We start from the raw sequence: 12,964 nt of genomic DNA on the forward strand, positions 1-12,964 counted from the left end.
CACGGTCTCCCGCCCTCACCCTCGGCCCCCGAAACCTGTACCCCGGCCCTCGGATCCCGCACCTCGACACACCGGGACCCGGGCCGCTCCCCGACAACACGGCAGCGGCCGTCCCCAACCCTACCGGCCCATATGTACGAGGGTCAGTGCTCAGGTGACTCAACAGCCGCCGAAGTGACCAGTTCTGTCAGTACTCCGTGGCAATCCTTCGGGTGCAGGAAGGTGATCCGCGACCCCATGGAGCCGATCCGTGGCTCCTCGTACAGAACGCGTACGCCCTTGCTGCGGACGTCACCGGCCACTCCGTCTACATCTGCCGTACCGAAAGCGATGTGGTGCACCCCCTCCCCGTTCTTGGCCAGCCACTTCCCCACGGCGGAGTCCTCGCGGGTGGGCTCCAGGAGCTGGAGGTAGGAGGCGCCGCCGTCGTCCGTGTTGTTGATCTTCAACATGGCCTCGCGTACGCCCTGCTCCTCGTTGACCTCGGAGTGGAACACCTCGAAGCCGTACGTGGCCCGGTAGAACTCGACAGTCGTGTCGAGGTCGAAACAGGCGATCCCGATGTGGTCGATTCGCGTCAGCATGGTGTTAGTGCAGCGCTCCGGAGGTGGTTACGCAACGTGCGCGCGATCACACCGACAGCCGGATGACGGAGGGACTACCGCTCAGTACATTCAAGTAAACCCTCGTTCACACACTCCTCAGCTCTTCAGCTGAAAGGGGATCCCACCTCATGTCAGGAACGAACAGCACCACCTCGGTGATCGTCGCGGGCGCTCGTACGCCCATGGGACGACTGCTGGGCTCCCTGAAGACCTTCTCCGGAGCCGACCTCGGCGGTTTCGCGATCAAGGCCGCCCTCGACCGTGCGGGAATCGGTGGCGACCAGGTGCAGTACGTGATCATGGGCCAGGTCCTCCAGGCCGGCGCGGGCCAGATCCCGGCCCGCCAGGCCGCGGTCAAGGCCGGCATCCCGATGAGCGTCCCGGCGCTGACCATCAACAAGGTGTGTCTGTCGGGCCTGGACGCCATCGCCCTCGCCGACCAGCTGATCCGCGCCGGCGAGTTCGACGTGATCGTGGCCGGTGGCCAGGAATCGATGACCAACGCCCCCCACCTGCTCCCCAAGTCCCGTGAGGGCTACAAGTACGGCGCGATCGAAATGCTCGACGCGATGGCGCACGACGGCCTGACCGACGCCTTCGAGAACATCGCCATGGGCCTGTCCACCGAGAACCACAACACCCGCCTGGGCATCCTCCGCCCCGAGCAGGACGAGCTCGGCGCCCTCTCCCACCAGCGTGCGGCGGCGGCCCAGAAGAACGGCGTCTTCGAGGCGGAGATCACCCCGGTCGAGATCCCGCAGCGCAAGGGCGACCCGATCGTTTTCAGCCAGGACGAGGGCATCCGGGCCGAGACGACCACGGAGACCCTGAGCAAGCTGCGCCCGGCGTTCACCAAGGACGGCACGATCACCGCCGGCTCGTCCTCACCCATCTCGGACGGTGCGGCGGCCGTGGTGGTCATGAGCAAGGCCAAGGCCGAGGAGCTCGGCCTGGAGTGGATCGCGGAGATCGGCGCCCACGGCAACGTGGCCGGCCCGGACAACTCCCTCCAGTCCCAGCCCTCCAACGCCATCCAGCACGCCCTCAAGAAGGAGGGCCTGGGCGTCGAGGATCTTGACCTGATCGAGATCAACGAGGCCTTCGCGGCGGTCCTGGTCCAGTCGATGAAGGACCTCGGCGTGTCAACGGAAAGGGTGAACGTCAACGGCGGTGCGATCGCTCTCGGTCACCCGATCGGGATGTCCGGCGCACGGCTCGTACTGCACCTGGCCCTGGAACTGAAGCGGCGCGGCGGCGGCGTCGGCGCGGCGGCCCTGTGCGGGGGCGGCGGCCAGGGTGACGCGCTGATCGTGCGGGTACCCAAGGCGTAAGCGGTCGCGAGAGGGCCGGCCGTACGGCTGTGATCGGAACGGAGCTGTGATGCAGGACGTCCCCACGCTGGTGGCCCAGGCCAGGGAAGGCCGGCCTCGGGCCGTGGCCCGGCTGATCTCCCTGGTGGAGGGGGCGTCCGGACAACTCCGCGAGGTCATGGCCGCGCTGGCCCCCCTGGCGGGCAACGCGTACGTGGTCGGCCTGACGGGATCACCGGGTGTCGGCAAGTCGACGTCGACCTCGGCGCTGGTCACCGCTTACCGGCGGCAGGGCAGGCGGGTCGGCGTCCTCGCCGTCGACCCCTCGTCGCCCTTCTCCGGCGGCGCGCTGCTCGGCGACCGGGTGCGGATGTCGGACCATGTGTCGGACCCCGGCGTCTACATCCGCTCCATGGCGACCCGGGGTCACCTCGGCGGCCTGGCCTGGGCGGCCCCCCAGGCGATCCGCGTCCTGGACGCGGCGGGCTGCGACGTGATCCTGGTCGAGACGGTCGGCGTGGGCCAGTCGGAGGTGGAGATCGCCGCGCAGGCGGACACCAGCGTGGTGCTCCTCGCGCCCGGCATGGGCGACGGCATCCAGGCGGCCAAGGCGGGAATCCTCGAGATCGGCGATGTGTACGTCGTCAACAAGGCGGACCGGGACGGCGCGGACTCCACGGCCCGCGAACTGAACCACATGCTGGGCCTGGGCGAGTCCCGGTCCCCCGGCGACTGGCGCCCCCCGATCGTGAAGACGGTCGCGTCCCGGGAAGAGGGCATCGACGAGCTGGTGGAGGCCCTGGAGAAACACCGCGCGTGGATGGATGAGCGCGGAGTCCTCACCGAACGCCGACGGGCCCGCGCCGCCCACGAGGTCGAGACGATCGCCGTCACCGCCCTGCGCGAACGCATCGGCGACCTGCACGGCGACCGACGCGTGAGCGCCCTGGCCGAGCGGATCGTGGCGGGCGAGCTGGACCCGTACCGGGCGGCGGACGAACTGGTCGCGGGCCTGACGGAGATGTGACGTGAGAGGGCGGCAGGGCGGGTTGGCGTGGTGGTCGGCTCCGGACCGCGCTGATACCTTGACCGGCATGTTCCTCCTCTTGGCATAGGTGCCGCCCCACACCACCGCGACCGGCCCGCACACGCGGCGCGGTCGACGCGGTGATCCGGCGTCCCTTCCTGCCACGGCGCTCGCTCGACGCGCCGCCTCCAAGAGGAACTTCGTATGCCCGCGACCTCGACGCGGCCTTCCTATGCCGCCGTCCTGCGTATCCCGCACGCCCGCCGCACCTTCGCCACCGCCCTGCTCGGCAGGCTGTCCTACGGCATCGTCCCGCTGTCCGTGATGCTCGCCGTGACCCGGGCCTCCGGCTCCTACGCCGTGGCCGGCGCCGCGATGGCGCTCTTCGGCGCCACCGTCGTCCTCCTGGCGCCCGCCAGGGCCGCCCTCATCGACCGGTACGGGCCGCGCCGGGCGCTCGTCCCCCTGCTGCTCACCCACCTCACCGCGCTCGGGCTGCTGACCGTGGCCGTCTGGCGCCCCGGTACCCCCGCGGTCGTCCTGGGCTCCCTCACCGCCCTCGCGGGTGCCTGTGCGCCGCCGCTCGGGCCGACTATGCGGGCCGTGTGGAGCGCCATCGCCGAGGACCGCCAGCTGCTGCAGCGGGCGTACAGCCTCGACGGTGTCGCCGAGGAACTGCTCTTCGTCTCGGGGCCGTTGCTGGTGGGTGTCCTCGCCGGGTTCACCGTGCCGGCCGTCGGCATCGTCGTCGGGGCGGCCCTGATGGCGACGGGCACCGCCGGTTTCGTGACCTCGCCCGCGCTACGGGGGATGAGTCCCGCGGCGCGCGAGGCCGGCCGGGGGACAGGCGGCGACCAGCACGTACTTCGCCGCATCCGGGGTCCGGTCGGCGCCGTCGCCGGTGTCGGACTCGGGCTCGGCTCCCTCGACCTCCTGGTCGTGGTGTTCGCCGGGCAGCACGGCCACGGCGCGGCGAGCGCGGCCTGGGTCCTGGCCGCGTTGTCCGCCGGAAGCGCCGTCGGGGGGCTGCTCAACGGGGCCGTGACGTGGCGCTGGCCGGCCCGGCTCCGGCTCACCCTGCTGGCGTTCGGCCTGGGCCTGGCGCTCCTCGGCGCGGGACTCGCCCCCGGCCTCGGCACCCTCGCCGTCACCATGACACTGGCCGGGGTCTTCGTGTCCCCGGCCATCACCACCGCGTATCTCATCGCCGACGAGACGGTGGCACCCGAGGCGCGTGTCCGGGCCGGGGCGTGGGTCAACACGGCGACCAACGCGGGCAGCACGATCGGCTCCGCCGGGGTGGGGGCCCTCGCCGGGCATCTGCCGGTGGGCGTCTGCTTCGCGCTGACCGGGGTGGTGGTGCTGGTCGCGGGACTGTTTCCCACCCACCCAACCGTTTCCAGCCCGATTTCCGAGTGATCCTCGAACGCCGGCCGACTATCCGCAGGTCGCACCCCTTTGGCGAGCTCAGTCCTCGTCCGACTGGACCCGCGTGATCTTCCCCGTGTCGACTGCCACGCTCCACTCGCTCGTCGTACCGGCCTTCACCGTCGCCACGTTCCAGGCCACGGCACCGCTGTCGTCGTCCGCGTCGATCTCGGTGACCGTGCCCTTGGCGGCGGCGGTGAGGGCGGCCTTGTGGGCGTCGAACTTCGCGCCCTTCAGGGCCGCCGACTCGGCGCGGTCCTCGCTGTCGTTGTCGTCGTCACCCTCGTCGTTGTCGCGGTACGCGCCCAGCACCTTCCCGGCGCCGGAGACGTTCACGTCGTACTCGGCGCCGTCGCTCCGCACGACGTCCACGTTCCAGGTGCCGGCGTCGGCGCCGTCGTCCTCCAGTTCGGCGGAGACGGCGGTGCCCGGGGTGTGCCGCAGCGCGGCGGCGATGGCCTCGGCGGCCGAGACACCGCTGCCGCGAACGGTCGTACGGTCCTCGGTGTCGTCGCTCCGGTCGTCCGTGTCGTCGTCCCGGTCGGAGACCACCCGCACGTTGGTGCCCGTCGCAGGCCGTGCCGCCGACTCGTCGTCGCCCGCCGCGAAGGCCACGACGGTGCCTCCGGCCAGCGCGGCGGCGGTGAGGGTGGCGATGACGATGTTCCGCTTCATGGTGTTCCTGCCTCTTCTCTCGGGCTCGGCGATCCGCTCGCCTCGATCTCGATGACGAGAACCAAGCTGCCCGAGGCCTCCTGAAGCTGACCTGAAGGCAGCTGAAGGCGCCTTCAGGTTCGTTTTGCGAGGCTGTACCCATGCGTCTGTTGATCGTCGAGGATGAGAAGCGGCTGGCCCTGTCGCTCGCCAAGGGCCTGACCGCCGAGGGATACGCCGTGGACGTCGTCCACGACGGCCGTGAGGGCCTGCACCGGGCCACCGAGACGCCGTACGACCTGGTGATCCTCGACATCATGCTGCCCGGCCTCAACGGCTACCGCGTCTGCGCGGCCCTGCGCGCCGCCGGACACGACGTACCGATCCTCATGCTCACCGCGAAGGACGGCGAGTACGACGAGGCGGAGGGCCTCGACACGGGCGCCGACGACTATCTGACCAAGCCGTTCTCCTACGTCGTCCTGGTCGCCCGCGTGAAGGCGCTGCTGCGCCGGCGCGGGTCGGCGGGGTCCTCGCCCGTGCACGTGGTCGGCGAGCTGAGGGTCGACACCGCCGCCCACCGCGTCCACCTCGGGGAGGACGAAGTCGTCCTCACGGCAAAGGAGTTCGCCGTGCTGGAGCAGCTCGTCGTGCGGGCAGGCGAGGTGGTGTCGAAGGCGCAGATCCTGGAGCACGTCTGGGACTTCGCGTACGACGGCGACCCGAACATCGTCGAGGTGTACGTCAGCACGCTGCGCCGCAAGCTCGGCGCCCCGCTGATCCGGACCGTGCGCGGCGCCGGGTACCGGCTGGAGGCGTCGCGGTGAGACGCGCCCTCGGCTCCGTGCGGGCCCGCGCGACCCTCGGGGCCACCCTTGTCGTGGCCATCGCGCTGGTCGCCGCCGGGACCGCCGTACTGCTCTCCCTGTGGTCCAACCTGAGCGGTCAGGCCGGCACGCAGGCGGAGCGGACCGCGCGGACGGTCGCCGCCGACCTGGCGGCAGGCACGGCCTACGACCAGCTGTCGCTCGATCACGACGACCGGCCCGTCCAGGTCGTCGACGAGTCCGGGCGGCTGGTCGCGGTGAGTGAGGACCTGGAGCGGATCAGCGGTACAGGTGTCACGGCGGTGCGTCCGCAGGCACCGGCGGGCGGCGACCCGGACGACAGCGCGGCCCGGGAGGACGACGACCACGACTCCCTCTCGCCCGGTGAGATCGACGACGACGTCTCTTTCACCGACGGATCCGCGACCGTCGAGGGCGACGAGGCCGACTACCGGTTCGCGGCCGTACGGGTCGAGGTCGACGGCAAGGGCACGCTCACCGTCCACGCGGGCGCGCCGCTCTCCGCCGAACAGAGTGCCGTCAGCACCGCGTTGACCGTCATGCTGATCGGCTTCCCGCTGCTCCTCGGCGTCGTCGGGGGTGTCACCTGGCTGGTCACCCGGCGGGCGCTGCGCCCCGTCGAGGGCATCCGCGCCGAGATGGCCGCGATCACCGCCTCCCAGGACCTCGCCCGGCGTGTTCCGGTGCCGGACACGCACGACGAGGTCGCCCGCCTCGCCCGGACCACCAACGAGACGCTGGCCGCCCTGGAGACCTCCGTGGAACGCCAGCGCCGGTTCGTCGCCGACGCCTCCCACGAGCTGCGCAGCCCCATCGCGTCCCTGCGCACCCAGCTCGAAGTCGGCGCCGCGCACCCGGAGTTGTTGGATGTCGACGGCGCCGTGGAGGACACCGTACGGCTGCAGCGCCTTGCCGCCGACCTGCTGCTGCTGGCCCGGCTGGACGCGGGGGAGCGGCCCGGGGACGCGCGCTTCGACCTCGCGGAACTGGTCCGGGAAGAGGCGGAGGGCCGGGCGGGCGTGACGCCGGAAACGGGGGTGGCTGTGGAAGTCACCGGGTCCCGGACCCAGTTGGGGCGGCTGGTCGCCAATCTGCTGGACAACGCGCAGCGGCACGCCCGGTCGGCGGTCACCGTGTCCGTGCGGCGAGAGGACGGGGGTCAGGAGGGCGGGGGACAGGAGGGCGGGTACGCCCTGGTCGAGGTCGCCGACGACGGTGACGGGGTGCCCGTGGCCGACCGGGAGCGGGTCTTCGAGCGGTTCGTACGGCTCGACGCCGCCCGCAGCCGTGACGACGGCGGCGCCGGGCTCGGCCTCGCCATCGCCCGGGACGTCGCCGTACGGCACGGCGGAACGCTCACCGTGGGTGAGGCGGCGGCAGGCGGAGCCCTGTTCGAGCTCCGCCTGCCGGTCGCCTGATCCCTGATCCCTGGGGGAGGTCCCTACGGCCTGCCCCGGTGGCCGCGCAGGTGCTCCGCGACCGGCTTCAGCGACGCGCTGAGTTCGGCCAGCGCCTCCGGGGACAGCAGGTCGATGAAGTGCCGCCGCACCGACGCCACATGGTGGGGCGCGACCTTGTTCATCGTGTCCATGCCCTGCTGGGTGAGCACCGCGTACAGCCCTCGCCGGTCGGACTCGCAGTTCTCGCGGCGGACCAGGTTCGCGTTCTCCATGCGGGTGATCTGGTGCGAGAGCCGGCTCTTGGACTGGAGGGTGGCGGACGCGAGGTCACTCATCCGCATGCGGACGCCCTCGGACTCGGAAAGGTTCACGAGGATCTCGTAGTCGTTCATCGTCAGGCCGAACGGTTGCAGGTCCTTCTCGAGCTGGTAGGTCAACAGCCTGTTGACCTCCAGGTGGGTGCGCCAGGCGCACTGCTCCGCGTCGGTCAGCCAGCTTGTGGCCGTCTCGGTCTCCATGAATGAAGTCTACCTAAAAGGTTGAAAGGCGAACTAGTGAGGGTGGTGTGACGGCGTGCACATGTTCGACGTCACACTCCGCAGACTACCGCTCACAGCCCGAAGCGGCGCTGGAGGTCGCCGAGCTGTCCGGGAAGGCGTGGTGTGCCCGGCTGCTGCGGATGGCCCGCCGGGGTCCCGCCGCCACCCGGCACCCCGGGCTCGTGCGGAACCACGCCTGTGGCCTGCTCGGCCATGAGCGTCTCGGAGGACTGGAGCAGTACCGTGCCGGCCCCGACGAACTCGAACTGGTGCTCCTCGCCGGAGGCCCCGCCGAGGCCCGTCATCGCACGTAGACCGCCCATCAGGCCCGTCATGTACTGGTGGTCGTAGTGATGGCAGGGCGAGGGGCAGTCGGCCCAGCCGACCAGGGCCTGCGGGTCGACCCGGATCGGGGGTTCCATGAACACCACCGGGCCGTTCGACGCGGCCACGAACTTGCCCGTTCCGATGAGGGTCAGAAAGCCCGGCACGATCGACTGCTTGAGCGCGAGACTTGGCTGAAATGCGAGGAGATTGCCCGAGCGAATGGTCAGGTTGCCGTCCTCCAGATCGTACGAATTCACGTCGAAGGCCCGGTCGGCGAGCAGCATCTTGCCCGAGCCCTCGGCCACGACCCAGTCGCTCGCGTGCAGAGGCGAATGGAAGGACGTACGGACGAGACGGTCCAGTCGGCCGTGTCCGATGCCGTTGAAGTCGATCGAGCCGTAGTAGGCGATCATCTTCCCCTTCTGCAGGAACCACTGGCTCCCCTTGAGCTCCACGCAGAAGGTGTAGTTGTTGACGTTGTCGTCGGACGGCAGCGTCATCGGGTCGTGGACGACGGGCCCGGCGCCCGGGTAGGTGGTCACCGGGGGCCTCCGGGGATGCCTCGGTCTTCAGACGGTCGGGGATACGCCAACGCGGTCGGGTAGGCTGACGGCCGTGCGTTGCGAGAACCAAGCGCGTACGCCGTGCTGATCGAGAACCAAGACAGCACATGCACCTCCAAGCTTTGCGGTACAGACCGGGCTGGTTTCAACCCGGCTGGTGTTGATCGTGGAAGACCTGTTGGGTCGCTGACCCGCAGGCGGCGTGAGCCAGGAATCCCTCTGCTTCGGCTGGGGGAGGATTCAAAGCTTTTCCTCCGACGCCTGGACGTACACCGCACCGCTGCCGCTGAGCTCGAGCTGGAAGGCCTCGCCCGAGCCGCGGCCCACCATGTCGCGCCAGCCCAGCGCGGTGGACAGCTTGTTGCGGACGTCGCCGTGGTGCGCGACGTACGCCTGCGGGTCGACGTGGACCGGGCGCTGGGGCGTGATCGGCACCTCGATCACCCCGCCGTGGGCCATCACGGCGACCGCGCCGTGCCCCTTGAGGGTGGTCGTGAAGAGCCCCTGGCCCGTCACCTGCCCCCGGACCATGCCCATGACGCCGCCCTGCGAGCCCATGAACATGGTGCCCTGCTGGAGGGTGCCGTCGAAGGCGAGGAGGCGGTCCGCCTCGACGCACAGCGTGTCCCCGGTGAGGTTGATGACCTGGATGTGGTGGCCGCCGTGCCCGAACAGGACCGTGCCGCTGCCCTCGACCGTCATCAGCGGGGTGGCCTCATTGGCGACCCGGCGGCCGATCATCGACATGATCCCGCCCTGGCCGCCCTGCATGTTGGGCGTGAAGGACACCTCGCCCTTGTAGGCGAGCATCGCCCCGCGCTGACTGAACAGGCGCTGACCGGGCATGACGGTCGCCTCGATCATCTTGGAGTTGATCTCACGGAAGGGCATGTCACACGTCCCCGGCGATCGTGTTGCGCTCACTGGGCTGGACGTACACCAGGCCGTCGCCCTCGAAGCGGATCTGGAAGGCCTCGCCGCCGCCCTCACCCATGAACGTGCGGAACGACACGCCGGACTGGAAGGACTGCCGCACGTTGCCCTGGTGCGCGATGTACGCACCCGGGTCGACCGTCAGCGGGAACTGGGGGCTCACCCGGAGCACCACCGCCGGGCCGTCCGACATGATCGCCGCCTGGCCGTGCCCCTCGACGGTCGTCGTGAACAGCCCGTTGCCCTGTGAGGCGCCGCGCAGGCCGGTGAACGACGTGCCCGTGCGCAGGCCCCCGTCGGTGGCCAGGAGGTTGCTCGACTCGACGTACAGCTTGTCCCCCTGGAGGCCGACAAGGTTGATCTCGGAGGCGCGGTCGGCGAACCAGCAGGTCCCGTGCCCTTTCACCTCCATCAGTGTCATCTGCTCACCGGTGATCCGCCTGGTGACCATCCCCCGGATGCCCTCACCGCCCCCGCTGAGCTTCTTGAAGTCCATCTGGCCGTCGTACGCCACCATCGAGCCGTTCTTCGCCTTCACGGCGTCCCCGGTCATGTCGATGGCCAGCACCTTGCTGCCTTGAAGTCGAAACATCGCCACGGGGCGAAGGTAGCCCGCCGGGGACCTCCGGCAACAGATCCCGAAGGTGGAGATCGCCCCCCAATCTCCCCCTAGGGGGACGGGCGCCGGGGCCGGACCCCCGCCCCGGTCGTCCCAGCCGCGAATGCCACAATGGGTGAACGTTTGTGCATCCATTCACAAAGCAGGGCCCCCAGTACCCCCTGGGCAACCCCCGAGCGACCCACCGAAGGTGACCCGTGGACATCAAGACCGCCTCCGCCCTCCGCCGACTGCGGCTGGTCTCGGCCCCCGAGGCCGTTTCCTTCCTTCTCCTGCTGGTCTGCTCGGTGCTGAAGCGGACCACGGACTTCAACGCGGTGCCCGTCATGGGCATGGTCCACGGCATCCTCTTCGTCCTCTACGTGATCTTCTGGGCTGACGCCTGGAACCGCGCCAAGTGGCCCCTGAAGACCGCTGCCCTCTACTTCGTCCTCTCCGTCCTCCCGACCGGCGGCTTCTTCGCCGAGCGCAAGCTGCGCCGCGAGGCCGAGCAGGCCGTCGACGCGGCCATCGCCACCCGGGTCCGCCAGGAAGAGGCCTCCAAGTCATGATCGTCGCCTTCTCCGTGACGCCCCTCGGTGTCGGCGAGGACGTGGGGGAGTACGTCGCCGACGCCGTCCGCGTCGTCCGTGAATCCGGGCTCCCCAACCGCACCGACGCGATGTTCACCTCCATCGAGGGCGACTGGGACGAGGTCATGGACGTCGTCAGACGGGCCGTCGCCGCCGTCGAGGAACGCGCACCGCGTGTCTCCCTCGTCCTCAAGGCCGACATCCGCCCCGGAGTGACCGACGGTCTGACCTCCAAGGTGGAAACCGTGGAGCGCCACCTCTCCCGGTAAACCAGCCGCGCGCTCCACTCACCCATCCGCACTCACCCGTACGGACGCATCCAGTTCGACCAGCCGTCATATCTCCACTTTCGTAGGGATATCAGCTCGTTCGATCCCTGGAGGCGCTGTGCGGCCGGACGGCTACGACTACGACACCCACAGCCGGCTGGCCGGGCCCCTCACCGAGGCACCGGCCGGATCCCCCTACCGCGTCCGGTACACCTCGCTCCTCTCCCGCGAACCGCGCCGCATCCGGGCCGTCCTGCTGATGACCCTCGCGCCGCTGCTCACCGGCACCCTGCTCGTCTACCTCGTCTGGCCCACCCACTGGGCGGAACGCGAGGGCGGCAGGGCGTGGATGGTCCACCTCGACATCGTGATGCTCGTCGCCATCGGGCTGATCGAGCTGTTCATGCTCGTCAACGTGGTGTCCATCGCCCACGCCACCATGGTCGCCCGCGACCCCGTGCCCGTCGTCCCCGAGCCCGGCACCCGCGTCGCCTTCCTCACCACGTACGTCCCCGGCCGGGAACCCCTCGAGATGGTCCGCGCCACCCTCGAGGGCGCGACCCGCGTCCACCACACCGGCCCGCTGGACGTCTGGCTCCTCGACGAGGGCGACGACGAACAGGCCAGGGCGCTCTGCGCCGAACTGGGCGTACGGCACTTCACCCGGCACGGGATCCCCGAGTGGAACCGGGCCAGCGGCGTCCACCGGGCCCGCACCAAGCACGGCAACTACAACGCGTGGATCGCCCTGCACGGCGACGAGTACGACCTCTACGCCTCCGTCGACACCGACCACGTCCCGCTGCCCGACTTCCTCGAGCGGATGACGGGCTTCTTCCGTGACCCGGACGTCGCCTTCGTCGTCGGCCCCCAGGTGTACGGGAACTACACCCACCCCGTCACCAAGGCCGCCGAGTCCCAGCAGTTCCTCTTCCACGCGCTCATCCAGCGCGCCGGCAACCGCTACCGCGCCCCCATGTTCGTCGGCACCAACAACGTCGTACGCATAGCCGCCGTCAAACAGATCGGCGGGCTGTACGACTCCATCACCGAGGACATGGCCACCGGGTTCGAACTGCACCGCCGCCGCAATCCGGTGACCGGGCGCCACTGGCGGTCCGTCTACACGCCCGACGTGCTCGCCGTGGGCGAGGGGCCCGCCTCCTGGACCGACTTCTTCACCCAGCAGACCCGCTGGTCGCGCGGCACGTACGAGACGCTCTTCAAGCAGTACTGGAAGGCCCCCTTCACCATGCCCCCGGGCCGCCTCTTCTCGTACACGCTGATGCTCGTCTACTACCCGATGACCGCCGTCAACTGGTTCCTCGGCATCCTGAGCTGCTTCCTCTTCCTCTGGTTCGGGGCCTCCGGCACCCAGGTCGCCGCGTCCGTCTGGCTGATGCTCTACAGCGACGCCGCCGCCCTCCAGATCGGGCTCTACCTCTGGAACCGGCGGCACAACGTCTCGCCGCACGAGCCGGAGGGGTCCGGCGGGCTCGCCGGCATGGCGATGTCGGCGATCTCCGCGCCCATCTACCTGAAGTCGTTCGGCGCGGCCCTGCTCCGGCGCCCCTGCCGGTTCGTCGTCACACCCAAGGGCGGGGACGCCAGCCCCGACCGCCTCCTCACCTTCCGCATCCACCTCTTCTGGGCCGCCCTCCTCGCGGTCTCGCTCGCCGCCTCCGTCCACCTCGGGCACACCCATGCGGCCATGCGCACCTGGGCCGTCCTGGCGATGGTGATCTCCCTCGCCCCGGTCGCGGTGTGGATCGGCACCCGCCTGGGGGACCGCGCGCCGGCCGACGAACCGGCCGTCGCCACGAACACGGTCGCCCCGGTCTCGGGCACGTCGACGGGAGGCAACTAGGTC

The 12,964-nt window shown here is 70.2% G+C and carries 14 protein-coding genes; 8 read left to right on the forward strand and 6 right to left on the reverse strand.

The window, feature by feature from the left end:
* Positions 1–143: 143 nt before the first annotated feature.
* Positions 144–584 carry a methylmalonyl-CoA epimerase gene (gene mce, locus ABZ855_RS39230; protein ID WP_360815628.1) on the reverse strand — a complete coding sequence of 147 codons (441 nt, stop codon included), beginning with the start codon at positions 582–584 and terminating at the stop codon, positions 144–146.
* 149 nt (positions 585–733) lie between these two features.
* Here mce and ABZ855_RS39235 point away from each other — a divergent pair, with 149 nt between their 5' ends.
* The 3 genes from ABZ855_RS39235 (at position 734) to ABZ855_RS39245 (ending at position 4,361) form a co-directional block, all read left to right on the forward strand.
* Positions 734–1,936: an acetyl-CoA C-acetyltransferase gene (locus ABZ855_RS39235; protein WP_360815631.1), complete on the forward strand. Its 1,203-nt coding sequence runs from the start codon at positions 734–736 to the stop codon at positions 1,934–1,936.
* A 49-nt stretch (positions 1,937–1,985) separates the two neighbouring features.
* Positions 1,986–2,942, forward strand: a complete 957-nt coding sequence (gene meaB / locus ABZ855_RS39240) for a methylmalonyl Co-A mutase-associated GTPase MeaB (protein ID WP_360815634.1) — start codon at positions 1,986–1,988, stop codon at positions 2,940–2,942.
* 204 nt (positions 2,943–3,146) lie between these two features.
* A complete protein-coding gene (locus ABZ855_RS39245) occupies positions 3,147–4,361 on the forward strand; it encodes an MFS transporter (RefSeq protein WP_360815637.1) in 1,215 nt (404 codons plus the stop codon).
* 48 nt (positions 4,362–4,409) lie between these two features.
* On the opposite strand, the gene ABZ855_RS39250 is transcribed toward ABZ855_RS39245, so the two are convergent.
* Complete coding sequence (locus ABZ855_RS39250; RefSeq protein ID WP_360815640.1) at positions 4,410–5,045, reverse strand: PepSY domain-containing protein; 636 nt, start codon at positions 5,043–5,045, stop codon at positions 4,410–4,412.
* Positions 5,046–5,185: 140 nt separating this feature from the next.
* Here ABZ855_RS39250 and ABZ855_RS39255 point away from each other — a divergent pair, with 140 nt between their 5' ends.
* Positions 5,186–5,851, forward strand: coding sequence for a response regulator transcription factor (locus tag ABZ855_RS39255; RefSeq protein WP_360815643.1), 666 nt, complete (start codon positions 5,186–5,188; stop codon positions 5,849–5,851).
* Positions 5,848–7,290: an ATP-binding protein gene (locus ABZ855_RS39260; RefSeq protein WP_360815646.1), complete on the forward strand. Its 1,443-nt coding sequence runs from the start codon at positions 5,848–5,850 to the stop codon at positions 7,288–7,290. Before ABZ855_RS39255 ends, ABZ855_RS39260 begins: the two co-directional genes overlap by 4 nt.
* Before the next feature lie 23 nt (positions 7,291–7,313).
* Here ABZ855_RS39260 and ABZ855_RS39265 read toward each other — a convergent pair whose 3' ends face one another.
* The 4 genes from ABZ855_RS39265 to ABZ855_RS39280 all read right to left on the reverse strand — a co-directional run bounded on the left by ABZ855_RS39265 (position 7,314) and on the right by ABZ855_RS39280 (position 10,226).
* Entirely contained in the window at positions 7,314–7,790 is a 477-nt protein-coding gene (locus tag ABZ855_RS39265; protein WP_360815649.1) for a MarR family transcriptional regulator, read from the reverse strand.
* A 92-nt stretch (positions 7,791–7,882) separates the two neighbouring features.
* On the reverse strand, positions 7,883–8,680 hold the full coding sequence (locus ABZ855_RS39270) for an AIM24 family protein (protein ID WP_360815652.1): 798 nt from the start codon (positions 8,678–8,680) through the stop codon (positions 7,883–7,885).
* Between the two features lie 261 nt (positions 8,681–8,941).
* Complete coding sequence (locus tag ABZ855_RS39275; protein ID WP_360815655.1) at positions 8,942–9,592, reverse strand: AIM24 family protein; 651 nt, start codon at positions 9,590–9,592, stop codon at positions 8,942–8,944.
* A 1-nt stretch (position 9,593) separates the two neighbouring features.
* Positions 9,594–10,226: an AIM24 family protein gene (locus ABZ855_RS39280; protein ID WP_360815782.1), complete on the reverse strand. Its 633-nt coding sequence runs from the start codon at positions 10,224–10,226 to the stop codon at positions 9,594–9,596.
* 224 nt (positions 10,227–10,450) lie between these two features.
* Here ABZ855_RS39280 and ABZ855_RS39285 point away from each other — a divergent pair, with 224 nt between their 5' ends.
* The 3 genes from ABZ855_RS39285 to ABZ855_RS39295 all read left to right on the forward strand — a co-directional run bounded on the left by ABZ855_RS39285 (position 10,451) and on the right by ABZ855_RS39295 (position 12,961).
* Complete coding sequence (locus ABZ855_RS39285; RefSeq protein ID WP_360815657.1) at positions 10,451–10,804, forward strand: DUF3817 domain-containing protein; 354 nt, start codon at positions 10,451–10,453, stop codon at positions 10,802–10,804.
* Entirely contained in the window at positions 10,801–11,094 is a 294-nt protein-coding gene (locus ABZ855_RS39290; protein ID WP_360815660.1) for an MTH1187 family thiamine-binding protein, read from the forward strand. The genes ABZ855_RS39285 and ABZ855_RS39290 overlap by 4 nt, the downstream gene beginning before the upstream one ends.
* Positions 11,095–11,212: 118 nt before the next feature.
* Positions 11,213–12,961 (forward strand): cellulose synthase catalytic subunit, encoded by a 1,749-nt coding sequence (locus tag ABZ855_RS39295; protein WP_360815663.1) that lies wholly within the window; start codon positions 11,213–11,215, stop codon positions 12,959–12,961.
* Positions 12,962–12,964: the final 3 nt, after the last annotated feature.

It is taken from the genome of Streptomyces sp. NPDC047042, from assembly GCF_040644035.1.
Classification (GTDB): domain Bacteria; phylum Actinomycetota; class Actinomycetes; order Streptomycetales; family Streptomycetaceae; genus Streptomyces.

Bases quoted from the DNA above. Each gene is read 5' to 3' on its own strand.
- mce (WP_360815628.1), bottom strand. From the start codon at position 584: ATGCTGACGCGAATCGACCACATCGGGATCGCCTGTTTCGACCTCGAC.
- ABZ855_RS39235 (WP_360815631.1), top strand. From the start codon at position 734: ATGTCAGGAACGAACAGCACCACCTCGGTGATCGTCGCGGGCGCTCGT.
- meaB (WP_360815634.1), top strand. From the start codon at position 1,986: ATGCAGGACGTCCCCACGCTGGTGGCCCAGGCCAGGGAAGGCCGGCCT.
- ABZ855_RS39245 (WP_360815637.1), top strand. From the start codon at position 3,147: ATGCCCGCGACCTCGACGCGGCCTTCCTATGCCGCCGTCCTGCGTATC.
- ABZ855_RS39250 (WP_360815640.1), bottom strand. From the start codon at position 5,045: ATGAAGCGGAACATCGTCATCGCCACCCTCACCGCCGCCGCGCTGGCC.
- ABZ855_RS39255 (WP_360815643.1), top strand. From the start codon at position 5,186: ATGCGTCTGTTGATCGTCGAGGATGAGAAGCGGCTGGCCCTGTCGCTC.
- ABZ855_RS39265 (WP_360815649.1), bottom strand. From the start codon at position 7,790: ATGGAGACCGAGACGGCCACAAGCTGGCTGACCGACGCGGAGCAGTGC.
- ABZ855_RS39275 (WP_360815655.1), bottom strand. From the start codon at position 9,592: ATGCCCTTCCGTGAGATCAACTCCAAGATGATCGAGGCGACCGTCATG.
- ABZ855_RS39280 (WP_360815782.1), bottom strand. From the start codon at position 10,226: ATGTTTCGACTTCAAGGCAGCAAGGTGCTGGCCATCGACATGACCGGG.
- ABZ855_RS39290 (WP_360815660.1), top strand. From the start codon at position 10,801: ATGATCGTCGCCTTCTCCGTGACGCCCCTCGGTGTCGGCGAGGACGTG.